This is a genomic window from Burkholderia sp. AU39826 (assembly GCF_020419965.1).
Taxonomy (GTDB): Bacteria; Pseudomonadota; Gammaproteobacteria; order Burkholderiales; family Burkholderiaceae; genus Burkholderia; species Burkholderia semiarida.
On sequence record NZ_JAIZQG010000001.1, the window covers coordinates 228321 to 252945 of the forward strand.

22 protein-coding genes are annotated in these 24625 nt (G+C 67.4%); 8 read left to right on the forward strand and 14 right to left on the reverse strand.

All coding sequences use genetic code 11. From position 1 onward, the window contains the following. Nucleotides 1-40: 40 nt before the first annotated feature. From LGM42_RS01095 to LGM42_RS01115, 5 genes are all read right to left on the reverse strand, one after another. On the reverse strand, nt 41-1501 hold the full coding sequence (locus LGM42_RS01095; protein ID WP_226231338.1) for an efflux transporter outer membrane subunit: 1461 nt from the start codon (nt 1499-1501) through the stop codon (nt 41-43). Beyond that, a complete protein-coding gene (locus tag LGM42_RS01100) occupies nt 1494-2699 on the reverse strand; it encodes an efflux RND transporter periplasmic adaptor subunit (protein WP_226231339.1) in 1206 nt (401 codons plus the stop codon). Before LGM42_RS01100 ends, LGM42_RS01095 begins: the two co-directional genes overlap by 8 nt. Next, nucleotides 2689-5943: an efflux RND transporter permease subunit gene (locus tag LGM42_RS01105; RefSeq protein WP_226231340.1), complete on the reverse strand. Its 3255-nt coding sequence runs from the start codon at nt 5941-5943 to the stop codon at nt 2689-2691. Before LGM42_RS01105 ends, LGM42_RS01100 begins: the two co-directional genes overlap by 11 nt. Nucleotides 5944-6097: 154 nt before the next feature. After that, complete coding sequence (locus LGM42_RS01110) at nt 6098-6772, reverse strand: response regulator transcription factor (RefSeq protein ID WP_226231341.1); 675 nt, start codon at nt 6770-6772, stop codon at nt 6098-6100. Nucleotides 6773-6793: 21 nt separating this feature from the next. Continuing rightward, nucleotides 6794-7717 (reverse strand): LysR family transcriptional regulator, encoded by a 924-nt coding sequence (locus LGM42_RS01115; RefSeq protein ID WP_226231342.1) that lies wholly within the window; start codon nt 7715-7717, stop codon nt 6794-6796. A gap of 12 nt (nt 7718-7729) precedes the next feature. On the opposite strand from LGM42_RS01115, the gene LGM42_RS01120 reads away from it, so the two are divergent. Together LGM42_RS01120 and LGM42_RS01125 are read left to right on the forward strand one after the other, a co-directional pair. Continuing rightward, nucleotides 7730-7876 (forward strand): hypothetical protein, encoded by a 147-nt coding sequence (locus tag LGM42_RS01120; protein ID WP_226231343.1) that lies wholly within the window; start codon nt 7730-7732, stop codon nt 7874-7876. 159 nt (nt 7877-8035) lie between these two features. Beyond that, nucleotides 8036-8410, forward strand: a complete 375-nt coding sequence (locus tag LGM42_RS01125) for a hypothetical protein (protein WP_226231344.1) — start codon at nt 8036-8038, stop codon at nt 8408-8410. A 103-nt stretch (nt 8411-8513) separates the two neighbouring features. Here LGM42_RS01125 and LGM42_RS01130 read toward each other — a convergent pair whose 3' ends face one another. The 3 genes from LGM42_RS01130 to LGM42_RS01140 form a co-directional block, all read right to left on the reverse strand. After that, nucleotides 8514-9272 carry an SDR family oxidoreductase gene (locus LGM42_RS01130; RefSeq protein WP_089465610.1) on the reverse strand — a complete coding sequence of 253 codons (759 nt, stop codon included), beginning with the start codon at nt 9270-9272 and terminating at the stop codon, nt 8514-8516. A 187-nt stretch (nt 9273-9459) separates the two neighbouring features. Next, nucleotides 9460-10395 carry an alpha/beta hydrolase gene (locus LGM42_RS01135; protein WP_059584959.1) on the reverse strand — a complete coding sequence of 312 codons (936 nt, stop codon included), beginning with the start codon at nt 10393-10395 and terminating at the stop codon, nt 9460-9462. A 61-nt stretch (nt 10396-10456) separates the two neighbouring features. Continuing rightward, nucleotides 10457-11554, reverse strand: a complete 1098-nt coding sequence (locus LGM42_RS01140; RefSeq protein WP_060310813.1) for an OpgC domain-containing protein — start codon at nt 11552-11554, stop codon at nt 10457-10459. 381 nt (nt 11555-11935) lie between these two features. Between LGM42_RS01140 and LGM42_RS01145 the strand changes: the two genes are divergently transcribed. After that, nucleotides 11936-13090: a porin gene (locus tag LGM42_RS01145; RefSeq protein ID WP_060310814.1), complete on the forward strand. Its 1155-nt coding sequence runs from the start codon at nt 11936-11938 to the stop codon at nt 13088-13090. Nucleotides 13091-13130: 40 nt separating this feature from the next. Here the strand turns inward: LGM42_RS01145 and LGM42_RS01150 are convergent, their stop codons facing one another. Then, on the reverse strand, nt 13131-14042 hold the full coding sequence (locus LGM42_RS01150; RefSeq protein WP_226231345.1) for a LysR family transcriptional regulator: 912 nt from the start codon (nt 14040-14042) through the stop codon (nt 13131-13133). A gap of 141 nt (nt 14043-14183) precedes the next feature. Here LGM42_RS01150 and LGM42_RS01155 point away from each other — a divergent pair, with 141 nt between their 5' ends. Beyond that, nucleotides 14184-15185, forward strand: coding sequence for an aldo/keto reductase (locus tag LGM42_RS01155; protein WP_226231346.1), 1002 nt, complete (start codon nt 14184-14186; stop codon nt 15183-15185). A 131-nt stretch (nt 15186-15316) separates the two neighbouring features. Then, complete coding sequence (locus LGM42_RS01160; RefSeq protein WP_226231347.1) at nt 15317-16057, forward strand: sulfite exporter TauE/SafE family protein; 741 nt, start codon at nt 15317-15319, stop codon at nt 16055-16057. Nucleotides 16058-16140: 83 nt separating this feature from the next. On the opposite strand, the gene LGM42_RS01165 is transcribed toward LGM42_RS01160, so the two are convergent. The 3 genes from LGM42_RS01165 to LGM42_RS01175 all read right to left on the reverse strand — a co-directional run bounded on the left by LGM42_RS01165 (nt 16141) and on the right by LGM42_RS01175 (nt 20133). Beyond that, nucleotides 16141-18303: a hypothetical protein gene (locus LGM42_RS01165; RefSeq protein WP_226231348.1), complete on the reverse strand. Its 2163-nt coding sequence runs from the start codon at nt 18301-18303 to the stop codon at nt 16141-16143. 500 nt (nt 18304-18803) lie between these two features. After that, a complete protein-coding gene (locus LGM42_RS01170; protein ID WP_060311673.1) occupies nt 18804-19190 on the reverse strand; it encodes an ester cyclase in 387 nt (128 codons plus the stop codon). A 46-nt stretch (nt 19191-19236) separates the two neighbouring features. Next, the gene (locus LGM42_RS01175; protein ID WP_059584965.1) at nt 19237-20133 is read right to left on the reverse strand and encodes a LysR substrate-binding domain-containing protein; all 897 of its coding nucleotides are present in this window, start codon (nt 20131-20133) and stop codon (nt 19237-19239) included. A gap of 495 nt (nt 20134-20628) precedes the next feature. Between LGM42_RS01175 and LGM42_RS01180 the strand changes: the two genes are divergently transcribed. From LGM42_RS01180 to LGM42_RS01190, 3 genes are all read left to right on the forward strand, one after another. Then, a complete protein-coding gene (locus tag LGM42_RS01180) occupies nt 20629-21486 on the forward strand; it encodes a peptidoglycan DD-metalloendopeptidase family protein (protein ID WP_226231349.1) in 858 nt (285 codons plus the stop codon). 208 nt (nt 21487-21694) lie between these two features. Beyond that, nucleotides 21695-22594 carry a class A beta-lactamase gene (gene bla, locus LGM42_RS01185; RefSeq protein WP_226231350.1) on the forward strand — a complete coding sequence of 300 codons (900 nt, stop codon included), beginning with the start codon at nt 21695-21697 and terminating at the stop codon, nt 22592-22594. Between the two features lie 106 nt (nt 22595-22700). Then, on the forward strand, nt 22701-23573 hold the full coding sequence (locus LGM42_RS01190) for a LysR substrate-binding domain-containing protein (protein WP_059584968.1): 873 nt from the start codon (nt 22701-22703) through the stop codon (nt 23571-23573). Nucleotides 23574-23592: 19 nt separating this feature from the next. Here the strand turns inward: LGM42_RS01190 and LGM42_RS01195 are convergent, their stop codons facing one another. Together LGM42_RS01195 and LGM42_RS01200 are read right to left on the reverse strand one after the other, a co-directional pair. After that, a complete protein-coding gene (locus LGM42_RS01195) occupies nt 23593-23922 on the reverse strand; it encodes a hypothetical protein (RefSeq protein WP_059639607.1) in 330 nt (109 codons plus the stop codon). Nucleotides 23923-24286: 364 nt separating this feature from the next. Further along, on the reverse strand, nt 24287-24541 hold the full coding sequence (locus tag LGM42_RS01200; RefSeq protein WP_059584970.1) for a GlsB/YeaQ/YmgE family stress response membrane protein: 255 nt from the start codon (nt 24539-24541) through the stop codon (nt 24287-24289). Nucleotides 24542-24625 lie beyond the last annotated feature (84 nt).

Consider the following 24625-nt stretch of genomic DNA (forward strand, 5'->3'; position numbering starts at 1 on the left):
GAAATGCGACACGCCTCGTTCATGCCGCAAGGGATTCAGTTCATTGAAGGGGCGACGTCGCGGCCGGTACTTGCGCGCCGGATGCGGCTTCATCGGTCGACCAACCGCCGCCCAGCGCGGCGATCAACCCCACCGCCGCCAGTTGCCGGCGCGTGTCCAGCTCCAGCATCGCAACCTTCGTATCGAGTTCGGTGGTCTGCGCCGTCACCACGTCGAGATAGCTGACGACGCCGTCCCGGTAGCGCGACATCGACAGCTGCAACGTGCGTTCGGCCGCGTCGAGCGCTTCCTGCTCGCGCTCGGCTTCGTCGCCGAGGTGGTGCGTGAGGGCGAGGTTGTCTTCGACCTGCTGGCACGCGTCGAGCACCACCGCGCGGTATTTCGCGCCGTTCTCGGCCAGCTGCGCGCGCGCCTGGTCGGTGAGTGCCTGGCGCCGGCCGCCGTCGAACAGCGACAGCGCGAGGCTGGGCCCGATCGACCAGATCTCGTTCGGCGCGCGGAGCCAGTGGCCGAGGCCCGAGCTCTGGTACCCGCCGACCAGCCCGAGCGTGACGTCGGGGAAGAACGCCGCGCGCACCACGCCGATCTTCGCGTTGGCGGCGGCCATGCGGCGCTCGGCGGCCGCGACGTCGGGGCGCCGCTGCAGCAGCGTCGCGGGAATGCCGGCCGGAATCGCCGGCAGATACGCCGCGTTCAGGTCCGGTGCCAGCGAGAACGACGATGCCGGTACACCCGTGAGCGTCGCGATCGCGTGCTCGTAGAGCGCGCGCCGCGCCCGTACGCCCTCGGCCGACGCGCGGGCCGAATCGAGCTGCGTCCGCGCGCGCGACACGTCGAGATCGGACGCGATGCCGCCTGCGTGCCGACTCATCGTCAGGCGCAGCGCGCGCTGATACGTGTCGATCGTATCGGCCAGCAACTGTTGCTGCTGATCGAGCCCGCGCAGGCTGAAGTACGCGCTCGCGAGGCTGGCCTGCAAGCTCAGTCGGACCGACGCGAGATCGTCGGCGCTGGCCTGTGCGTCGGCGCGCCCGGCCGCGACTTCGTTGCGGACTTTGCCCCACAGGTCGAGGTCGTAGTCGAAGCCGGCGTCGAGCGTGTTGTCGCCATAGACGTTCGGCTGGTTCGAGCCGCGCAACGGCCGCATGGCCGACTGACGGTTGCTCGAGACCTGCGCGCCGAGGCCGATGGTCGGGAACAGGCCCGAGCGCGCCTGATCGAACAGCGCGGTTGCCTCGTCGTGGCGGGCCACGGCTGCGGCCACGTCGGGATTGGCCGCGGCCACCCGCGCTTCGAGCCGGTCGAGCACGGGATCGCGGAACGCCTTCCACCAGCCGTCGCGCGCGATGCGGTCGGCCGGCTTCGCGGGCTGCCAGCCGCCCGCTTCCTTGAAGCTGGCCGGCAGCGCGGGGTGCGGCGCATGATAGGCAGGTGCGAACGAGCACGCGCAGAGGAACGCGACGCCGGCGAGCGTCGCGCAAAGCCGAAGCCGGTTAGCCATGCGCACGCTCCGTATCGCGCGCGGCCGACGCGACGGTGCGAGCTGGCGCCGCGAGCCTGACCGGATCGCCGGCGGCGAGCGAGTCGGGCGGGTTGTCGATCACGCGATCGTCCGGCGCGAGGCCGGTCGCGATCTGCACGTGCGTGCCGAGGTCGGTCGCGATCGTCACGGGCTTGAATACCGCGCGATCGTCCTTGCCGACCACGGCGACCTGCAGGCCGGCTTGCCGGAAGATCAACGAACTGGCCGGAATCGTCAGCACGTGGCTGCTGCCGGCCGGCAGCGCGAAATGCACCTCGGTGTATTCGCCGGGAATCAGCTTGCCGTCGGGGTTGTCGACCATCAACTGGACGAGCAGCGTGCCGGTCGAATCGGCGATCGAGTCGTCGGTGTCGGCGAGCGTCGCCCGGAAGGTCTCGCCCGGATGCTCCGGCACGGTCAGTGTGGCCGTCATGCCGGGCCGGATCGCGGCGGCCTCGTTCTGCGGCACGCTCACGTAGACGCGCATCCGGTGCACGTCGGACACGGCAAACAGCTCCGGGCCGGCGCCGCCGCCGGCCGAGATCAACTGGCCGATGTCGGTCTTGCGTGCGGTGACGACGCCGTCGAACGGCGCGACGATGCGCTTGAACGCCTCCAGCGCCTCGAGGCGCCGCACGTTGGCCTCGCTGGCGGCGACGATCGCCTGCTTGGCCGCGAGGTCGCTGGTCTTCTCGTCGGTTTCCTGCTGCGACACCGAATCCTGCGCGAGCATCCTCGTCCAGCGCGCGGCCGTGGACGCGGCAAGCTTCTCGTTGGCGAGCGAGCTCTGCAGATCGGCGCGCGCCTGCAGCAGTTGCTGGTCGAGCTCGGGCGTATCGATCAGCCCGAGCAGTTGCCCCGACTTCACGTGCGCGCCGATATCGGTGTACCACGCATGCAGGTAGCCCGACACCTGCGCATGGATCGGCGCGCTCTCGAATGCGGACAAATGGCCGGGCAGCACGAGCGTGGCGCCGTCGCCGCCGGTCGACGGCGTGTACGCGACCACGGTCGGCACCGCTTGCTCGGCGGACCAGGTCGTCATTTCCTGTTTCGCGTGCGCGCGGCCGATGATGCCGGTCGCCACGATGCCGACCGCGATCAGCGCGGTGAGCGTGGCGACGAGCTTGAGGTTGGGCAGCCGTTTCGGCGACTTGATATCGATCTCAGTGGACATGGGAAGCTCCGGACGCGGAAGGGGAGTAAGCGCGGGAACCGTCGTGCTTGAGCGCATCGCGCCGATGCACGAGGCTGAACACGACGGGAACGAAGAACAGCGTCGCGATCGTCGCGCATGCGAGGCCGCCGATCACCGCGCGGCCGAGCGGCGCGTTCTGCTCGCCGCCGTCGCCGAGGCCGAGCGCCATCGGCGCCATGCCGATGATCATCGCGAGCGCGGTCATCAGCACCGGGCGGAAGCGCGTGAACCCGGCCTCGAGCGCGGAGGCCAGCGCGTTGCCGGTTTCGGCCAGGCGCTCGCGCGCGAAACTGACGACGAGGATCGAGTTGGCGGTGGCGACACCCATGCACAGGATCGCGCCGGTCAGCGCCGGCACCGACAGCGGCGTATGCGTGGTGAACAGCATCCAGACGATGCCGGCCAGCGCCGCCGGCAGCGCCGAGACGATCACGAATGCGTCGGCCCACGAGTGGAAGTTCACGACGATCAGCAGGTAGATCAGCACGATCGCGCCCACGAGGCCGAGCAGCAGGCCGGCGAACGCGCCGTTCATGGTCTGCACCTGGCCGCGCAGCGTGACGGTCGAGCCCTTGGGCACGTCCTTCGCGGTGGCCTTGACGATATCGTCGATGTCGGCCGCGACCGCGCCGAGGTCGCGCCCCTGGGTGGTCGCGTAGATGTCGAACAGCGGTTCGATGTTGTAGTGCGACACCACCGCGTTGCCGACACCGCGCGTGATCGTGGCCAGGCCGCCCAGCAACTGGGACTGGCCGTTCGCGCCGGTGACCGGCAGGTTCTGCAGTGCCGACAGCGTGGTCATCCTGTACTGCGGCGTTTGCGCGACGATCGGATAGGACACGCCGTTGCGCGGATTGAGCCAGTAGGTCGGGTCGACCTGGCTGGTGCCGGCCAGCGTCGCGACCACCGAGTTCGTCACGTCCTGCTCGGTGATGCCGAGCTGGTCGGCGCGCGTGCGGTCGACCGTCACCGTGAACTGCGGATAGGTGCTGGCCTGCTGGATGCGCGGGTCGGCGACGCCCGCGATCAGGCGCAGCTTGCGGTACAGCTCGCGCGCATAGGCGAGATTGGCCTGCTGGTTGGGGCCGGCCACTTGCAGGTCGACCGGGGCCGGTGCGCCGAAGTTGAGGATCTGGCTGACGATGTCGGCGGGCAGGAACGAGAACGTGGTGCCCGGATAGGCGCGCGGCAGGCGTTCGCGCAGCGCGCGCACGTAGTCGGCGGTCGGCGCGTGATCGCGCGACAGCGAGATCAGGATGTCGCCGTCCTGCGGCCCGAGCGTGCCGCTGTTGTTGTAGGTCAGGTTGATCCCGCTGTTCGGCAGGCCGATGTTGTCGATCACTTCGCGCAACTGCGCGGGCGGAATCACGCCGCGGATCGTGTTTTCGATGCGGTCGAGTTCGGCGGCGGTTTCCTCGACACGCGTGCCGACCGGCGCACGCACGTGCAGCGCGATCTCGCCGGAGTCGATGGTCGGGAAGAAATTGCGACCGAGCGACGGTGCGAGCAGGAAGGACGCGGCCACGATGCAGAGGAAGGCGACGACGAACGGCTTGCGGCGCGTGAGCGCGAGGCCCAACAGGATCCGGTACGACGCGCGCACGGCTTCGAAGCGGCGCTCGAATGCACGCTGGAAGCGCACCAGCGGATTGCGCGACGGCGGGACGTCGTGCGCGCCGGCATGGCCCGCGTGCGGATCCATCACCGCGGCCAGTTCGCCCGACGCGTGGCCGGCCGACGCGTGCGGCTTGAGCAGGTATTGCGCGAGCATCGGCACGAAGGTGCGCGACAGCACGAACGACGACACCATCGAAAAGATCACCGCCTTGGCCATCGGCACGAACAGAAAGCGCGAGATGCCGTCGAGCATCAGCATCGGCACGAACACGATGCAGATGCACAGCAGCGAGACGAGCGCCGGCATCACGATCTGTTTCGCGCCGTCGACGATCGCGGTGCGCGTGTCCTTGCCCTGTTCGAGGTGCCAGTTCACGTTCTCGATCGTCACCGTCGCATCGTCGACGAGGATCCCGACCGCGAGCGCGAGGCCGCCGAGCGTCATCACGTTGAGCGTTTCGCCGGTGGCCGCGAGCAGCGCGATCGCCGACAGCACGGCCAGCGGGATCGACGCGGCGATGATCAGCGTCGAGCGCCACGAGCCGAGGAACAGCAGGATCATCAGCGAGGTCAGCGCGGCGGCGATGATGCCTTCGCGCGCCACGCCGCTCACGGCGCCGTTCACGAAGGTCGACTGGTCGCCCATCGTGACGAGCTTCAGGCCCGGCGGCAGCGTCTGTTCGACCAGCGGCAGCTTCGCCTTCACGCCGGCGATGATGTCGAGCGTCGATGCGGAGCCGTTCTTCAGGATACTCATCAGCACCGCGCGGCGGCCGTCCACGCGCACGATGTTGCCCTGCGGCGGGTAGCCGTCGCGCACGTGGGCGACGTCGCGGATATAAATCGTCGTGCCGCCGACCGACTTGATCGGCAGGTCGTTCAACGCGTCGAGCGAGAGCGGGCTGTTGTTGAGCTTGATGTTGTATTCGAAGCGGCCGATCTTCTGCGTGCCGGCCGGGATGATCTGGTTCTGCTGCGCGAGCGCGTGCGCGACGTCCTGCGCCGACAGTCCTTTCGACTGCAGCGCCTGCGGGTCGAGGTCGATCTGTACTTCGCGTGTCTTGCCGCCGTACGGCGTCGGAATCGCGACGCCGGGCACCGACAGCAACTGCGGCCGAATGAAGTTGACCGCGTAATCCCCCAGCTTTTGTTCGTCGAGTGTGTTGCTGGTCAGCGCGATCTGCAGCACGGGCACGGTCGACGCGTTGTAGTTCAGGATCTGCGGCGGCGTGGTGCCGGGCGGCATCTGCTTGAGCACGGTCTGCGAGATCGACGTGACCTGCGCGGTCGCCGTGCGGATATCGACGGTCGGCTGGAAGAAGATCTTCACGATGCCGTAGCCGCGGAACGATTGCGACTCGATATGCTGGACGTCGTTCACCGTCGTGCCGAGCGTGCGCTCGTAGTACGTGATCACGCGTCCGGACATGTCGTCCGGCTGCAGGCCGGCGTAGTTCCACACGACGCTGATCACCGGAATGCGGATGTCCGGAAAGATGTCGATGGGCGTTCGGATCGCCGCGAGCGGGCCCGCGATCAGGATCAGCAGCGCCAGTACGACGAACGTATAGGGCCGCGTGAGCGCGAGCCGGACAATTTTCAGCATGAGGTGCTGCTCCGTTCAAAAGCGTCGTGAAGAAGAGCCGGACGTGCGCGTCTTCGGGAAAATACCGATGCGCATCCGATGACCGCATTCTGCGGAGCAGCCCCTAACAGCGGGTCGCTAAAAAGATGAAACAAGTTTTAAGTGGCGGACGGGCTCAACCGAGCAGGTAGCCCGAGCCGCGGATCGTGCGGATCAGCGGTGCCGCGCCTGGCCGGTTCACCTTCTTGCGCAGGCGGCCGACGTGCACGTCGATCAGGTTCGTGCCGGGATCGAAACGGCACCCCCACACGGCTTCGAAGATCATCGTGCGCGTGAGCACGCGGCCGGCGTTGCGCATCATGAATTCGAGCACGCGGGACTCGGTCGGTAGCAGCGCGAGCTCGTGCGCGCCGAGCGTCGCGCGTCGCCGCACCAGATCAAGCTCCAGCTCGCCGGCGCGCAGCACCGTGTCGACGTGCGTGCCGCGCGGCCGCCGGCGAATCAGCACGTCGATGCGCGCGCACATTTCTTCGAGCGAGAACGGCTTGACGAGGTAGTCGTCGCCGCCGGCGCGCAGCCCCTGGATACGCTGATCGACGTCGGACATCGCACTCATCACGAGCACCGGCGTATCGAGGCCGACGCCGCGCATCGTCGCGAGGATCGTCAGCCCGTCGAGGTCGGGCAACATGCGATCGAGCGTCACGACGTCGTAGTGCGCGCTCATCGCGCGGTCCATGCCGTCGCGGCCGGTGCGCGCGACGTCGATCTGGTGGCCTTCGGCACGCAGCGAGTGCGCGATGTGATCCGCGATCAGCGGATCGTCTTCGATCGTCAGGATATGTGCCATGGCGTGCGCGACGCGGCGAAGTTACGCAGCGGCAAGCTGCATGGCGATGCGCCCGGGCGTGCGATAGTGGTCGACCACGTAGTCGATGAAGCTGCGCACTTTCGTGGACAGATAATTGCGGCTCGGGTAGAGCATCGAGATGCGGCGCGGGCCGCCGTTCGCTTCGTAGCGTTCGAGAATCGGCACCAACGTGCCGCGTGCGAGATCGTCGGCCACGAGCGGATGCGGCAATTGCGCGATACCCATGTGATTGAGTGCCGCGATCCGCACCATCGTGTTGCTGGTCGATGCCAGCGCATTGCCGGTATAGATGCGGCAGGCGCCGTCGGTAGCCGAGAACTCCCAGTTGCGCGCGGCGCCGTTCGACACGGTCAACAGGCTGTGCGTATTCAGTTCGACCGGCTCGACAGGCGTGCCGTGCCGCGCGAGGTAGTCGGGGGACGCGACGACCACGTCGCGCACGCTCGTCAACGTCCGCGACACGAAGGTCGAGTTGACGAGGCGGTGATCGTCACAGAAGCACACGTCGTAGCCGCCTTCCACCATGTCGACCTGGATATCGAATGTCGTCACGTCGAATCGCACGCGCGGATGCGCGATGCGATACGTGGACAGCAGCGTGCACAGCCCGGCCGCAACCGAGGTGGCCGACGCGGCGATGCGCAGCGTACCGTGCGGATCGCGATTGACCTGCGCGAGGTTCGATTCGATCTCGTCGAGCTTCTCGATGATCGCGCGGCAGCCGTCGAGGTATTCGCGGCCCGGCTCGGTGAGCGACAGGCTGCGCGTGGTCCGGTTCAACAGGCGCATGTTCAGATGGGCCTCGAGCATGCCGACGCTGCGCGTGACCGCGGCGGCCGACATGCCGAGCTGACGTGCGGCGAGACTGAAGCTCGACAACTCGACCACACGCGTGAAGACACGCATCGCTTGCAGTTGGTTCATGATCGGCGAGGAGTGGATTTGCCGGAAATACGGAGCGGCGCGTCCGTCTTCGGCGGGCTGCGTCGACGCATCGCGCTGCGCCTGCCGGGGGCGGGCAGCGAATCCATTATGGAAGGCACGCGGCGGCGGGACGCTAAAAAAACGGTGCTGGCCGGATGAAATTTCGTTTAGAAAGCGGTGGAGTCGGATGGACGACAGCGCGACGCGCTTTCTGAAGATTTCTAAAAAAAGATTCATGCATGGATCACAAATCTTCAGGCAGCCAACCTGTACCGAGGTCGATAATGAGATCACGTAACCGTAGCAAGGACGACGAAGATGGCACAACCGTTGAGCATCAAGATGATCGAGGAGCGCGGCAAGCTCGTCGTGCTGATGTCGATCGAGCGTGGCGCGGCAGTGCTCGATCCGGAAGACGTGGACGCAGTCATCCAGTACTTGAGCCTGCTGCGCGCGTCGATGCAGCCCGCGGTGCCGGAACGTCCGCCGCACGAGCAGCCATTCGTGACCGAAATGGACCCCTGCTGGTATGCCGAACGCCATCCGCTGCAGGGCGGCGCGGTGCTGTTGCTGCGTCACAGCGGGCTCGGATGGGCAAGCTTCGCGCTACCGCCGCACAGCGTTGAGCGGTTGCACGGTTCGTTGACGCAACTGCTCGAGGACGAGCGGCAGGTGATCGGCCTGCCTCACTGAAACCAATCTGCGTCGCGACGGGCTGGCATTCAGCGTCGCGACGGCGCGGTGCGGTCGCCGCCCGTACGTGAACGCTGCCTTCCGGCGCGGGCTGCGGCGCGTGTTACCCGCGACCGACGAACGGCATCGCGGTCGCCATGATCGTCATGTTCAGGATGTTCGTATCGAGCGGCAGATTCGCCATCTGGACGATCGCGTTCGCGACATGCGCGACGTCCATTCGCGCTTCCGGCGCCAGGCTGCCGTCCGCTTGCGGGACGCCTTGCGTCATCCGTTCCGTGAGCGACGTGGCCGCGTTGCCGATGTCGATCTGGCCGCACGCGATGTTGTACCGGCGACCGTCCAGCGCGAGCGACCGGGTGATCCCGGTCACCGCGTGCTTGGTCGCCGTGTACGCGATCGTGTCGGGGCGCGGCGCGTGCGCCGAGATCGAGCCGTTGTTGATGATTCGGCCACCCTGCGGCGTTTGCGCCTTCATCAGCCGCCACGCGGCCCGCGCGCACAGAAAGACGCCGGTCAGGTTCGTCGCGACGACGCTGTTCCATACGTCGAGTTCGTAGTCGCCGAGGGAAACGACCGGGGCGTTGCGGCCGGCGTTGTTGAACAGGACGTCGAGCCGGCCGAATTGCTGTGCGATCTGCGCGAACGCGTGGTCGACCGATGCTTCGTCGGTCACGTCGGCGGGAAATACCTGCGCGTCGCCGCCGGCGGTGCGGATGGCGTCCCGCGTTTCGCGTAACGACGCCTCCGTGCGCCCGAGCAGCGCGACGGTGAAACCGGCCTGGGCGAGCGCGACGGCCGCTGCGCGACCGATGCCGGAGCCGGCGCCCGTGACGGCGGCGAATTTCTTCGAGTCAGACATGGCTTGATTTCCTGCGGGTCGAGTAGGGGAGGCAGGCGACGACCGATGGCATCGCCACTTTGGCAATGTAGTCGAAATGCGGCGGGTACGGATTCAAGCGACATCGTGAAGCGCACGCTGGATACCGTGGCTTTCGCTCAACGCGGAGCCGAGCGAGCGGCAGGGCGGAGCAACGCCCCGCCGGCCGTCACTTCACACACTCGAGCGCATACTTCAACCCCGGCCCGAGCAACCCGCGCCACACGTCCCACATATGCCCGCCGTCGACGATGCGCAGCTCGGCCGGGTTCTGCGCCCGGCGCAGCTGTGTGTACAGCACGCTCGACTCCGCCTGGATCGTCAGGTCGTCGTCGCCGGCCGCGATGAACATCGGCACGCGCCAGTTGCGCGCGAAATAGCCGCGCAGCAGCGCCGGGTAATTGAGCTCGTGCCACACGCGCGGATCGAACTGCCGGTCGCCGAATACGCCGACGTAGCGCGCGGCGGAATTGAGCGGCGGCTCGTTCGCATAGATCGCGGGGCTCAGCAGCATCGCGCCGCAGAACAGCCCCGGCTCGAGCAGCGAGAAGCGCAGCGCGCCGAAGCCGCCCATCGACACGCCGCCGATCGCGCGCCCCGCGCGCTGGTTCGACACCGCGAAGTGCGCTTCGACTTCCGGCAGCAGGTCGTTGAGGAACGCGCTCTGCATCTTCTCCTTGCGGTCGACGTACCAGTCGGTGCCGCCCTGCGGCATCACGATCACGACGGGCGGGATGTCGTGGCGCTCGATCAGCGTGTCGGCGGTGGCCTGCAGCCGGCCCTGCGTGACCCAGTCGTTCGCGTTGCCCGCGTTGCCGTGCAGCAGGTACATCACCGGGTAGCGGGCGCCTTCCGGGTTGTAGCCGGGCGGCAGGTAGACCGTGTACGACCAGTCGCGTTTCAGCGACGCCGAGCGGAACGTGCGCAGCACGACGCTGCTGCCCGGATTGACCGACGGCTCCTGCGCGGCCGACGGCGTCGTCGCGGTCTGCACGGCAGGCGGCGCGGGGGATACCGCGGCCGCGGGCGCCGGCGGCGTGGCATGGGCGGTGGCGATGGCGCCGGCGATCAGGGCGAGGGCGAACGGAAGGGCGAGTCGGCGCATGGCGAATCGTTTCAGGAGAGGCGCCGGCTATCGTCGCAGCGGCGCATGACGGCGCGGCGCGTCATGGCCGCGAACGGAACGGCAGCCGCGCGACGAGCGGCCCGTAGAGCTTGGCGACGAGATACAGCAGCCCGATCGCGACGGCGTCGGCTGCCAGCCCGAGCGGCACGTCGAGATAGCCTTCGGTCGCCTGGTAGAGCAGCGAATCCACCGCGAGCGAGATGCCGGTGCCCGCGACGAAGCACAGCAGTCCCTGCCGGCCGATCGTGCCGATCCACGGCATCGCGTGCGCGACCTTCTTCATCCAGCCGAGGTGCACGAGCTTGGCGGCGAGCCACGCGATCGCGAGGAAGTTCACGAGTCGCAGCGCGCCGAGGTTCTGCTTGATCGACGGATCGGTCGGGAACGGCTCGATGCGCAGCCGGTAGTATGCGCCGGCCGCGACGACCGCGAGCGACGCGGCCGTCAGCAGCCAGCCCTGCGGCCTGGGCGCGAGGGTCTGGTAGACGGGCTGGCAGCGCGCGATCACGCCGAGCACGAACAGGAACTGCCACGCGAACGGGTTGAAATCCCACGGCGCGCCTTCGACGGTCGGCAAGAAGCGCGCGACGTGCGGCGCCGCGTACCACAGCGATCCGCTGAACGCGAGCATCAGCCACGGCTGCGTGCGCGCGAGCGGCAGCGCGAGCGGGACGAGCAGCGCAAAGAACGCGTACATCGGCAGCACCGACGCGAGGTACGGCTGGCGGCGGAACAGCAGGATGTCGCGCAGCGCGGCGAGCGGCTTGTGCAGCAGCCCGTCGAGATCGTTGGTCGGCATGTTCGGGCCGTCGATCGCCAGCGCATTCAGCGCGGCGGTGATCAGCAGCATCAGGCCGGCCGTCACGAGGAACGCGCGGTAGATCTCGAACGCACGCCGGATGAAGCGCTGGCGCGCGGCGGCTTCGTCGTGCCGCTCGGCGAGCGAGTTGTACGCAATGGCGGTCGCGAAGCCGCCGAGGAACACGAACACCTCGGCCGCGTCGCACAGCGCGTACGCGTGCAGCGTCACGCGCGACAGGATGCTGCCGCCGATGTGGTCGACGACGATGACGAGCAGCACGAGGCCGCGGAAGAAATCGAGCTCGGCGTAGCGGCCGGCCCGGGCCGGCGCGCTCATCGGAGCGCCTTTCGGCGCGGGCCGCGGTTACGGCCGGCACGCGCCGCGCATGAATCGGGGTCAAGCATGACTTCGTGAAGAAATGGCGAACGGATGCGCATTGTGCCACCGATGCGGCGCCCATCGGGTTTACGCGGATGGCGGGCCGGCCTGCCGCCGCCGACAAGCGCGGTCGGGCCGTGCGCGCAACCCGGCAGTTGGACGAGCGCAACGCTTTGCGCGCGATGACCGGTACCCGATGGACGGACGATTTCCGACGTGACACCATTTTGTCCTCACGCGGCCGCACACCGCGTCGTCCGCCCTGCGGGCCACACATACAACAGATCGAACATACGCCGGGCGTTTGGCCCGCCCGGCCCCCGGCTCCGGAGATTCGTCATGAAGAAGCACGCCATTTTTGCCGCCGCGCTCGCCGCTTGCGCCGCGCCGGCCTTTGCCGAGAACAGCGTGACGCTGTACGGCCTGATCGACGAAGGCTTCAATTACACGAACAACGTCAACGTCAATGGGGTCGGAAAGACCAACTACCAGCTCGCGAGCGGCTATGCGCAGGGCAGCCGGTGGGGCCTAAAGGGCAGCGAAGATCTCGGCGGCGGGCTGAAGGCGATCTTCACGCTGGAAAACGGTTTCGACGTGAATAACGGCCGGCTCGGCCAGGGCGGTCGCATGTTCGGCCGTCAGGCGTTCGTCGGGCTGTCGGAGTCGCGCTTCGGCACGCTGACTTTCGGCCGCCAGTACGATTCCGTCGTCGACTATCTCGCGCCGCTGACCGCGAACGGCAACTGGGGCGGCACGCTGTTCTCGCACCCGTTCGACAACGACAACACGGACAACTCGTTTCGCGTCAACAACACGGTCAAGTACGCAAGCCCCGACTGGAACGGCCTGACGCTGGGCGGCACGTACAGCTTCAGCAACAGCACGGGCTTCTCGAACAACCGCCAATACAGCATCGGCGCGCAGTATTCGCTGGCCGGGCTGCAGGTCGCCGCCGCGTATCTGCAGGCGAACAATCCGGGCATCGGCAACGCGGGCGCGATCGCGGCCGACGACGCGAACTTCGTCGCCGATCGGCTGCGCATCTTCGGCGGCGGCGTCAACTATACGTTCGGCCCGGCCACGGTCGGGTTCGTCTATACGAAGACCGACGTGAAGAACCCGGTATCGACGGTCTACCTGCCGGCGTCGACGTTCGCCGGCCTCGGGCTGACCGCGACGAAGTTCCAGAACTTCGAAGTCAACGGCAAGTACCAGCTCACGCCCGATTTCTACCTCGGCGCGCAGTACGTGTACACGGACGGCAAGTACGACGCCGCGGCCGGCTCGTTCAAGCCGAAGTACCACACGGTCGGCCTGATGGCCGACTACAGCCTGTCGAAGCGCACTGACGTGTACCTGCAGGGCGCGTGGCAGAAGGTGGCCGGCGACAAGACGGGCACGGCGGCCGACGGCGGCTACGTCGTCGGGACGGACGGCCCGTCGTCGTCGTCGAACCAGTTCTCGGTGCGCGCCGCGATCCGCCACAAGTTCTGAGTGCGCCGGCGTCGGGGCGCATGCCCCGGCACGGCCGCCGTCAGTCCGCCCGGTGCGTGCCGCCGAGCGTTTCCGCGAGCCAGTCGACGAAGATCCGCACGCGCGGCGCCAGGTGCCGGCCGGTCGGGAACACCACCGCCACGGGCAGCGGCGCCGCATTCCATTCCGGCAGCACCTCGACCAGCGAACCGTCGGCGAGCAGCGGCGCGAGCCCGTCGCGCGGCGCCTGGATCAGCCCGAGGCCCGCGACGCAGCACGCGAGATACGCCTGCGAGCTGTTGACCGACACGACGCTGTGCATTTTGACGGTGCGCATCTCGCCCGAATCCATGTCCGCATATTCCCAGTCCAGTTCGCGGCCCGTGCGGCTCGAAAAATAACCGACCGCGACGTGGTCCGGCAGATCGTCCGGCGAGCGCGGCGTGCCGTGGCGCGCGAGATAGGCGGGCGACGCGCAGTTGAGCTGGGCCATCTCGCCGACGCGCCGCGCGACGAGCGACGTGTCGGACAGCACGCCGACCCGCACCGCGCAGTCGATGCCGTCCGCGACGAGATCGATGAAGCGGTCGGTCGTGCTGATCACGATGCGCAGGTCGGGGTAGCGCGCGTGGAAATCCGGCAGCGCCGGAATCACGTGATTCAGCGCGAAACGTTCGGGCAGGTCGACGCGGATCACGCCGCGCGGTGACGCGCCGGCGTCCTCGAACAGCGTTTCCGCGTCGTCGAGATCGGCCAGCAACCGCACGCAGCGCTCGTAGTAGGTCGCGCCCTCGGCGGTCAACGCGACGCGCCGCGTCGTGCGTTGCAGCAGCCGGACCTTCAGGTGCTTTTCCAGATACTGGACGGCGTTGCTGACCGTCGGGCGCGGCAGCTGGAGTTGCTCGGCCGCTTTCGTGAAGCTGCCGAGATGGGCGACGCGCGCGAAGATGCGCATTGCTTGCAGATGGTCCATGCGGGCGAGAACCTTGGCGGGAAAGGAACAGGCTCCATTGTTAATCAGCGTCGAATGGTTTGGTGGAGCGTTTCGCGTTTATCGCGCGGCGTCACGCGGCCAGAATCCGTTCCATCCACTCACCATTTGAAGGAAACGGACATGGACATGCGTCAACTGGGCCGCACGGGCCCGCAGGTATCGGCGATCGCGCTCGGCTGCATGGGGATGTCGGATTTCTACGGGCCGGCCGATCGCGACGAAAGCATCGCGACGCTGCACGCGGCGCTCGACCACGGCATCACGATGCTCGACACCGGCGATTTCTACGGGATGGGCGATAACGAGATGCTGATTCGCGACGCGCTGCGCGGCCGTACGCGCGACCAGGTGCGCATCAGCGTGAAATTCGGCGCGCTGCGCGATCCGGCCGGCGGGTTTGCCGGCTACGACGCGCGGCCCGCGGCGATCCGGAACTTCGTCGCGTATTCGCTGAAGCGGCTCGGCACCGATTACCTCGACATCTATCGCCCGGCCCGCGTCGATCCGGCGGTGCCGATCGAGGAAACGGTCGGCGCGATCGCCGATCTCGTGAAGGCCGGGTACGTGCGCCATATCGGGCTGTCCGAAGCCGGCGCGGACACGATCCGCCGCGCGGCCGCCGTCGCGCCGATCGCCGATCTGCAGATCGAGTACTCGTTGCTGTCGCGCGGGATCGAGGCCGAGATCCTGCCCGTGTGCCGCGCGCTCGGCATTGGCGTGACGGCCTACGGCGTGCTGTCGCGCGGGCTGCTCGGCGGGCGCTGGACGGCGGCGCGGCAGGGCGAGTGCGATTTCCGCGCGGCGAGCCCGCGCTTCCAGGGCGAGAATCTCGCGCACAACCTCGCGCTCGTCGACGCGCTGCGCGCGATCGCCGACGAGAAGGGCAGCAATCCGGCGCAGGTCGCGATCGCGTGGGCGCTGTCGCGCGGCGCCGACATCGTGCCCCTGGTCGGCGCCCGCAAACGCACGCAATTGCAGGACGGTTTGCTGGCGACTGAATTGCAACTAACGGTCGAAGATCTCACGCGTATCGAAGCGGCGGTCCCCGCCGGGGCGGCTGCCGGCGAGCGCTATCCGGCCGCGCAGATGGCGCACCTCGACAGCGAGCAGGGCCGGGGGTGATTCACGGGGCCGGATCGACGCGCCTGAGCGCTCCGTCCGGCGAGCCCGAGCCAGCCTCAGGCAAAACCAGATGGCGGGCGGCATGGCAGGCAGGCACCATCGGCGCCGTACTCAACGGACGGAATGCCTTCATGCAAATGCATACGCTGACGATCGTCGTGCTGGTTTTCCTGCTGGCCGGCGCGGTCAAGGGGATGATCGGTCTCGGGCTGCCGACGATCGCGATGGGGCTGCTGACGCTCGCGATGCCGCCGTCGGCCGCGGCAAGTCTGCTGCTCGTCCCGTCGTTCATCACCAACGTGTGGCAGCTGTGGCTCGGCCCGTCGTTTGGCGCGCTATTACGCCGGCTGTGGCCGCTGCTCGCCGGCCTGACGGTCGGCACGCTGACGGGCGGGTTACCGGCGCTGGCGGCCGGCAGCACGTGGACGCACGCGGCGCTCGGCGTGGTGCTGGTGCTTTACGGGCTATGGGGGCTGGCGGCCGCACGGCTGCCCGCGCCGGGGCGCCACGAAAAATGGCTGTCGGCCGTGGTCGGCTACCTGACGGGCGTCGTGACGGCCGCGACCGGCGTGTTCGTCGTGCCGGCCGTGCCGTACCTGCAGGCGCTGCGGCTGTCCAAGGACGATCTGATCCAGGCGCTCGGGCTGTCGTTTACCGCGTCGACGATCGTGCTCGGCCTGCAGTTGCGTGTGACGGGCGCATTGCAGACGGTCGATCTCGGCGTGTCGGCGCTCGCGCTCGTGCCCGCGCTGGCGGGAATGGCCGGCGGCCAATATGCGCGGCGCGTGATGAGCGAGAAGATGTTCAAGCGTTGCTTCTTCGTCGGGCTGCTTGCACTTGGCGCGTATATGGCGGGGTCGGGGTGGTGGTGAACGTGCGCCCGAACGCTGAATGATCCCGAAGCCGGTTTCGGCAACCGGCTTCGGAAACGGTCACGAGGTGGCGGTCGTGCCGCTTACGCCGGATCGGCGTACCTCAGCGTCCACCCGACGGTGCGGGACGCGCCCGCGCCGAGCGCGAACGGCTTCGTCGTGCACGCGAAGTTCGAATGCAGTTGCCCGATCGGCGTCGTCGACAGCGGATTCGTCGTGCCGTTCGCCGTGTCGAAGGCGGACAGCGCGCAGCTGTCGAAGCCGGACGCCGCATAGCCGGTCGCCGCGCTGTTCGCGTACGTCACCGACATCCCGTCGCCATTGGCCTGCGTCGACGCGAAATCCGCAAACGACGTGAAGTCCGTCTCCACCGCGAGGTTGCCGGCGAGCGTGCCCGAACTCAGCGTATCGGTGCGCGAAATCATGCCGTGCGCGAACGTCAGCACCGTGTGCACCTGCAGGTCGAGATCCGTCGTGTACGCGGCGTTCTTCGACGCGAGCCGGAACTTCGTCGTATCGAACGACACGATCACCTGGCCGTTGCTCTGCTGCACGTTCAGGTTCTTGTAGTACGTGACGGGAATGTAGGTTTTCGCGTTGTACGTCACCTGTGGCAGCAGCAGCGCATAGCCGAGGTCGGTCGTGCCATAGATCAGCTTGTCGGAGAACGGCACCGGGTAATACGGTGTGTACGCGTTGTAGTCGGGCGCCTGGCTGAGATTCAGGTTGATCACGCGCCGGCCGTCGCGCACGGTGAGCAGCGCGGCGCTGTACGGATGCGCGGCGTCGCCCGGCTGGTTGTACCAGGTGAGCGTGTAGCGCGGCAGCGCGTCGAGCCACGCGCGGTAGTCCGCATCGGCCATCGGCGGCTGGCCGCCGAAGCCGAGCTTGTTCCACCACGCGTTCACGTACAGATACTGGTGCAGCAGGCTGAAGTTCTCGCCCATCACGCGCGGCTTGCCGCGATACGTATCGGTGCCGCGGCCCTTGACCCACATGTTCACCGACGGCGTCGGCAGCGCCGGGTCGTACCAGTACGTGTCGAATCGGCGCGCGGCCTGGTAGATGAATGCATACGCGACCTGTTTCTCGCGATCGGTCAGCACGCCGGCATTGGCCGCGGCCGTCAGCACTTCCATGAACGCGGAATCGCCGTACGGGCCGATCGAGCGGCCGTAGTTGAAGCCCTGGCCGTCGGTGTTCAACTGCGGCAGGATCAGATCGACCGACTTGCGCAGATAGCCCTTCAGCTCCGGCGTGAGGTTCGCTTCGTTGCCCATCTCGAACGTGCGCTCGACCACTTCGCCGATCAGCAGCGTGCTGTAGCGGTCGAAGCGCGCCTGGTCGTAGTAGGTCGTGTGCGTGTTCGACGCTTCGTCGGAGAACCCGCCCGACGAGTCGTTGCGGATGTGGTTCGTCAGCGTGTACAGCAGCGCATCGCGCGCGCTCATCGTCGCGACGGCCGGATCCGTCTTCGACGCGAACGACGGGCTGCTCCAGCCGAGCTTCTGGCGCAGCCCGGCGATGCCGTAGGACACCGCATAGTAGTTCTGCGCGGTGTTGAGCGACGCGATGTCGATCGGCGTGCCGGCGGCCGGGCACGTACTGGTCTTGCCGCTCGCATCGGGGCCGAACATGTCGCAGAAGGTGAGCCGCTGCTGCAGCGTCGCGAGCATCGCGTCGCTGAAGACTTCGTTGAGCATCCCGTGGGCCTTCAGGTTGTTCAGCGCGACGAGGTAGTAGTACTCGCCCCACGACGTGTTCGCATACGCGTAGTTGCCGCCCGACTGCGCCATCATCGCGGTCGTGATCGTCTGGTACGTCGCGAGGTAGCTCGCGTATTGCGGGTCGTTCTTCGCCTTCATGTCGATCAGGATGTACGACAGGCCGAGGGCGAGCTTGCCAGGCAGGAATTTGTCGCCGGTGTTCGTGTCGAGCACGTGGACGGGCGTGCCGTCGCCGAGATCCATCACGACCTGCGTGAAGTCGGGCGATTTCCGGATCAGGTCGAACAGCGCGCGCATCTGGCCCATCATCGTGGCCGGGACGTTCGTGCCGGCCGGCACGCGGGTGTCGGGCGCGCCATAGACGAGCGCCTGCAGCGAGTTTGCCGCGAGCGCGGGCGGGGTGGACGAAGGGGGCGGCGCCGGCGTGTCCGTTACGTCGTTTCCGCCGCACGCGGTGACGAGCACGACGGAAAGGGCGCTGAGCGCGGCGCCGAGCGCGAATCTGCTGCGCGGATGCATGGTGTCTCCAGTCTTGAATAGTGATGAAGGACGGGCACGGGTTGCCGTTGCCGCACTCGAGGCCCGTACCCGGCTTCCGCCTTGCAATCCTGATTCCCTGAAGGCGGACGGCCTGAATCACACATCGAGCGGGCAAGCGTTCCCCTGCGCGGGCCGTGACCGGCGTCGCGCTCGAGCAGTGGAAAACGTTTTCCAAATTTAGGCATCGAACGACGTGATGTCAATGAACTTTCACGTCGGATGCGCCGGTAGAAACCCGAATGGCCGAGAGGAATGGTGCGGAAGGGGGAGTCGGATTATGGGAAAAACGCCGGGATTCTCGTCGATGATCGAGCGGACATTGGACGCGACAACGGCCTGTAAGCGGCGCGCGGCCGCAACGCGTGGAAACGGATTCCCGATGTGTGAAGAGAGAAAACGTTATCCATAAGAATCGCAATGCGTATGAGCGGCCGCCGGCCGCCGCCCGTCGCGCGCGACGGCCTGCCGTTCCGACGACGTCAAAGCTGCTTCTCGATCGCCGCCTTGTCGATCACCGACCACACTTGGCGGATCTTGCCTTCGTGAAATTCGTAGAACACGTTCTCGGCGAACGTGACCTTGCGGCCGTCGATGGCGAGCCCCATGAACGTCCCTTTCGGCGAACACGTGAAGCGAAGGCGGCACGCGACGCGCGGCGGCTCGCACGCGAGCAGCCGGATCTCGAAACGCAGATCGGGGATGTCGCGGAAGTCCTGTTCCAGCATCGCGCGGTAACCGGCGAGGCCGAGCGGCCGGTCGTTGTGAATCACGTCGTCGGATACGTATTCGCCGAGCGACGGCCAGTCCTGCCGGTTCAGGCAGTCGATATACGCGCGATAGCGGGTGGCGAGATCGGTGTCGGTCATGGCCATGTCTCCGTATGTCGATCGGGTGAGTCGAATGTGGTGCGCGTTACCGCGGCGGCGTGGCGCCCGACAAAAACGCGACGAACTCGCGCGTGTACTTCGGCAGCGCGTCGAACGACCGCGCGCAGAGCGTCAGTTTCCGATGGCTCCACGGATCGGACAGCTCGACGAGCCGCACGTCCATCGTCTGCATCGCGCGCTCGGCCGCATGCCGCGACACGATGCCGATGCCCACGCCGCTCGCGATCACGCGGCAGATCGCGTCGAAGCTCTTCAATTGCACGCGATAGCGGATCCGCTTGCCGAGCGCGCGCGCCTGGTCGGCGAGATGCACCTGCAGCGCGCTGCCGTCGGTGAGGCCGATGAAGTCTTCGCCCGCGATGTCGTCGAACGCGATCTTGTCGTGCGACGCGAGCGGATGCGCGGCCGGCACGACGACGATCAGCCAGTCTTCGCGGAACGGCTTTTGTTCGAGCCCGCCGAGGCCGACCGAATCGGCGACGATGCCGATCTCGGCCGTCTTGTTGCGGATCGCATGCACGATCTCCTGGCTCGAGCGCTCCTCGACGCTGATCGACAGCTTCGGATGGCGCGGCAGGTAATCGGCCAGTGCGTCGGGCAGGTATTCGCTCAGCGATGCAGTGTTGCACAGCAGCCGGATATGGCCGCGCAGCCCCTGGCCGTATTGCTGCAGTTCGCCGCGCATGTGATCGATCTGCTGCAGCACGGTGCGCGCGTGGTGTTCGAGCGCGCGGCCCGCATCGGTCGCCTGCGCGCCCGACTTGGTCCGGTGCAGCAGCGGCACGCCCAGCTCGTCCTCCATCCCGCGAATGCGCTCGCTCGCCGCCTGCAGCGTGATGTGCGTGCGTTCGGCGCCGCTCGTGATCGTGCCGGCCTCGCAGATGTTCAGGAAGAGCCGCAGGTCGGTCAGGTCGAAGCGCATGATGAAAAGGCGATGGGGGAATGGCCGATAAGTTAGCAGGAACCGCGGCGGCGGTCTCAGGGTTGGCCTGAGACCCGGTTCGCCGCTTCCGCATTTCCGGGGCGCGATCGATGGCCGATCATGAACGCACATCAACCGGGGAGCCCGTCATGCGGATCGATTCGTCATGGGGCGTGTCGTTCAAGATCGCGCTGCATCTGCTGTTCCTGTGCGTCGGCGTTGCGTGGGCCGGGGCCCAATTCGTCGCATGGTTGCGATGAACGTCGCGCGTTTGTCTATGAAAACGAAGTTGCCATAGTTTTTTGCGACGAAAATTCTTCCGTTTTTCTCCGAAAGGACCATCAAGTTTTTCCGGATCGGACCGTATTACCGGTAACGCATGCCGGCCGGCATCCGCTCCGTGATCGTTTGTCATCATTGTTTGCATCCGGTTACACGTCGGCCGTTCCGTTTTTGAGATGCTTGAAAGATTGTCAAACCGGAGTCGGATCGTCCATGAAAACGCGCGAGATTCACCGCAAGGCGGCGTGGCTGTCGGGCCTGGCCGCCGTGCTCGTCATGGCCGGTTGTGCAAGTACGCAGTCCGTCCCGCCGAGCGACACGCTGGCGGGGCAGCCTTCCGATGCGAGCCCGCCCGCCGCGCCGGCGGCCGCCACGATGCCGCCCGCGCCGATTCTCGTCGCACGGAAGTACGTCGTGAAGCGCGGCGACACGCTGACGGGCATCGCATCCGCGAACGATTGCAGCGTGGCCGACTTGCGCACCTGGAACAAGCTGGCCGCGAACGGCAGGCTGCGCATGGGGCAGGTCCTGCGCATCGTCAAGCAGCAGCCGCTGCCGCCCGCGGGCGCGGCCGGCACGCAGGCTGTGGCGGGAAATGGCGCGGCGGATAATCAGGCCGCTTCGCCGGCCAATCCGCAAGCCACCGCGTCGACCGCGAGCGACCGCCAGGTCGTCAAGGAAACGAAGCGCCATGCGGGCGGCGTCGCGCTCAAGTGGCCCGCAACCGGCAAGATCGTCGAAGGGTTCCGGCCCGGGCAGAACCGCGGCATCCAGATCGCCGGCCGGCCGGGCGACCCGGTTCGCGCCGCGGCCGACGGCCGCGTGATGTATGCGGGCACCGGCCTGAACGATTACGGCAGCCTGATCATCGTCCAGCACAACGCGGATTTCCTGACCGCCTATGCACACAACCGCAAGCTGCTCGTGAAGACGGGCGACATCGTGCATCAGGGCGATGCGATCGCCGAGATGGGCGACCTCGACAACTCGCGTGTCGCGCTGCTGTTCGAGGTGCGACGCGACGGCAAGCCGGTGAACCCGATGCCGTACCTGCCTTCGTCGCAAGGGTGAAGCGCGGCCGTCGCGCTGGAACGCGGCGGCGGTCGCTGCTACGCTAGGGTTTGTTCATGCGAATCCCGCCACCGCGGGCCGACGGGCGTCTTTCGGGGATGCGCGGCGAATGCCGTCGCGGGCCGGCCGTCGGCGTGAACGGTCGCGCGTCGCCGATGCGCGGCCGCGTTGCTTCGCGCCACCGTTTCCGACAGAACAGATCTCATCCATGGAACATTCTCCGACACGCCGCTCGCTGTTGCTTGCCGCCGTTGCCGCGCCGTTCGTTGCCGCATGCACGTCGGCGCCGGTCGCCGACCAGGGGCGCGCCCATACTGGACAAGCCGAACTCGCCGCGCTGGAAAAGGCCTCGAACGGGCGGCTCGGCGTCGCCGCGCTCGATACGTCGAACGGCGTGCGCATCGCGCACCACGCGCGCGAGCGCTTCCCGCTGTGCGGCACGTATGCGGTCATGGCGGCCGCCGCGGTGCTCGCGCGCGGCGCGCTCGACGCATCGCTGCTGCCGCGCCGCATCCTGTACCGTCGCTATGAAATCGTGTCCGGCTCGCCGATTACGGAAAGCCACGTCGACACCGGCATGACGATCGCGCAGCTGTGCGCGGCGATGCTGCAGTCGGGCGACAAGGGCGCGGGCAACCTGCTGATGGGCGTGCTCGGCGGCCCGCAGGCCGTCACGGCGTTCGCGCGCGAAAGCGGCGACACCACCTTCCGCCTCGATCACTGGGAACCCGAGCTGAACAGGGCCGCGCCCGGCGACGAGCGCGACACGTCGACGCCGGTCGCGATGGTCGACACGCTGCAGCGGCTGCTGCTCGGCGACACGCTGCGCGAACCGCAGCGCGCGCAACTGACGGAATGGATGGTCGGCGGCGCGCGCGGCGCGACCGGCATCGCGGCTGGCGTGCCGCCCGGCTGGCGCGTCGCCGACAAGGCCGGCACCGGCGGCTACGGCACGACGACCGACATCGCGGTGCTGTGGCCGCCGTCGCGCGCGCCGATCGTGATGGCCGTGTCGTTCACGCAGCCGGAGGCGACTGCCGCGGCGCGCGCGGACGTCGTCGCATCGGCGGCGCGCATCGCGGCGGGCGCGCTCACCGCGACGGCTTGAGTATCCGGCGTCTCGCGCAAAGCCGGCGTTTGGCTTATCGTGTCGGTCAGCGCGCGCCGGCGTCGGCGCGCGGCCCATCCGCGCCGTTTCCCGTTTCCCGTTCGCCATGCGCCGACTTCCGCCCCTGCACGCGCTGCAGATCTTCTCGACGGTGGCTCGCCACCGCAGCTTCACGCGCGCGGCCGAGCAGCTGTGCATCACGCAGGGCGCGGTGAGCCGGCAGATCCAGACGCTCGAGGCGCATTACGGTTTTCCGCTGTTCAGGCGGCATGCGAAGGGCCTCACGCTGACGGCCGAAGGCGAGCAGTTGTTGCCGGTGGTCGACGAGAGCTTCGCGCGGATCGAGGACATCTCGATGAAGCTCACGCGGCAGCGCACCGATCTCGCGCTGAAGGTGCCGACCTGCGTGATCCGCTGGATGCTGCCGCGCATCATGCGTTTCCAGGGCGAACATCCCGATCTCCACGTGCAGATCACGACCGCGTGGCAGCACGTCGTCGATTTCTCGAGCGAACCGTTCGATGCGGCGATCGTCTACGGGACCTCGCCCGGCCCGGGCGTCGTCGCGCTGCCGCTGTTCGACGAGCGGCTGACACCCGTTTGCGCGCCCGAGTTGCGGCAAGCGTCGCCGCTCGATGCGGTCGGCGATCTCGCGCGCCATACGCTGCTGCATCCGACGCGCGACCATCGCGACTGGCGCGCATGGCTCGACCATGCGGGCGAGCGTGGCGTCGATCCCGCGCGCGGGCCGACGTTCGACACGCTCGATCTCGCGACGAACGCGGCGATGCAGGGCTTCGGCGTCGCGATCGGCGACGTGACGCTCGTCGACGACGACGTCAGCGCGCGCCGGCTCGAACGGCCGTTCGACATCGTGCTCGAGACGGGCGCGCGCTATTTCTTCGTCTATCCCGAGAACCTCGGCGGCCAGCAGAAGATTCGCGCGTTCAGCGACTGGATCGCGCGCCATCGCGACTGACGCGCGGCCGCGGCGAGCTTTACTGGTAGGTCACGACGGCGATCATCGGTGCACGACTGTTGCCCGCGCGCTTCGGTAAAACGATTGCGCCCGAAGCTTCGGTAAAGGTCGTGGTCTTGACGGCCTGCTGGCTTGCCGCGTCGACGAACGCGATCTGCCCGGTCGCGGGCCGCGGGCAATCGGCGCGTATGCGGGCGGCGTTGGCCGTGTCGGGCGCGAACGAGCAGGGCGGCTCGACGATCATGCCGGTGAAGTGGATGATGCCGGATGCGCCTTCGGCAAAGGACGAGGAAGGCGCCAGAAGCGAGGCAGCCAATGCGAACGAGGCGGCGAACAGGCGATGCTTCATGACAGGCTCCAGAGAGGAAGCGCGTCGCAGCGAGGCCGCTCGAATGGCAGTCCGTCAACGCTGCGATGCTGTATGCGTAAACGGCAATTTCATCGAACCTCTTGAGTGAGAAACCGGAAATAACGACGACGAGCAAACGACGCCGTGTTTCTTCAATCAATTTATCTCAAAATTGTGCGGCCGCAAGTCAGGGTATTGCCGATGACGTAGGCTCGGTGGACACCCGTCAATGGATGCGGGATTTGCAGGTAAATCGTTGAGGGCTCAACGAATCGGCAATCCTGAGAATGACGATTCGCCAAAAGAAAACGGCCGCTCGCGCGGGGCGAGCGGCCGTGTTGCGCTGGCGCGCGGCGGGCGGTGTTCAGCCCGCGCGCTTGCGGATCGCGCCGACGACCACGAGCAGCACGATCGCACCGATGATCGACGCGATCCAGCCGGCGCCCTGGCCCGGCGCGTACCAGCCGGCCGCGCGACCGACGTAGCCGGCGACCAGCGAACCCACGACGCCGAGCACGATGGTCATCAGGATACCCATCTTGTCGTCGCCCGGCTTGAACGCGCGGGCGAGGAGGCCGACGATGAGCCCGACGACCAGGGTTTCGATGAATTGCAGCATGGATGCCCCCTGTTGCTGTTGAGTTGTTGACGAAAGGAAATGGACTCGCCCGGCGCACCGGGGTTCCCTGCGACGGCGAACCCG